Origin of the sequence: Psychrobacter sp. 16-MNA-CIBAN-0192 (assembly GCF_040309565.1) — a bacterium.
GTDB lineage: Bacteria > Pseudomonadota > Gammaproteobacteria > Pseudomonadales > Moraxellaceae > Psychrobacter.
Genome location: NZ_JBEOOX010000178.1, coordinates 1 through 278 on the forward strand (window position 1 = coordinate 1; position 278 = coordinate 278).

Annotated in this window: 1 protein-coding gene; it reads left to right on the top strand. The window is 73.0% G+C overall.

The features are described 5' to 3' along the window. Positions 1-278: type 2 periplasmic-binding domain-containing protein (locus AAEY78_RS12825; protein WP_502943768.1), on the top strand; the 278-nt coding region annotated here is incomplete at both ends.

Genomic DNA, 278 nt, shown 5'->3' on the forward strand with positions numbered 1-278 from the left:
TCGCGATCCGCTTCGGCACCGGGCGTTACCGCGATGCAGGTGCGCAGCGCCTGTTCGGCACGTCGGTCGTCGCGGTCTGCAGCCCGGCGCTGCTGTCGGCCGGGCAGCCGCCGCGCGTGCCGCGCGACCTGCTGCGCTACACGCTGTGCCACGCCGACTGCGAAGTCGACGGCGTGCGCTGGCCGCGCTGGTCGGCATGGATGACGGCAGCCGGGGTCGCAGGTTTCGACGACAGCCGGTGCGTCGCGTTTCCGGATTCCAGCCACGTCGTGCAGGCC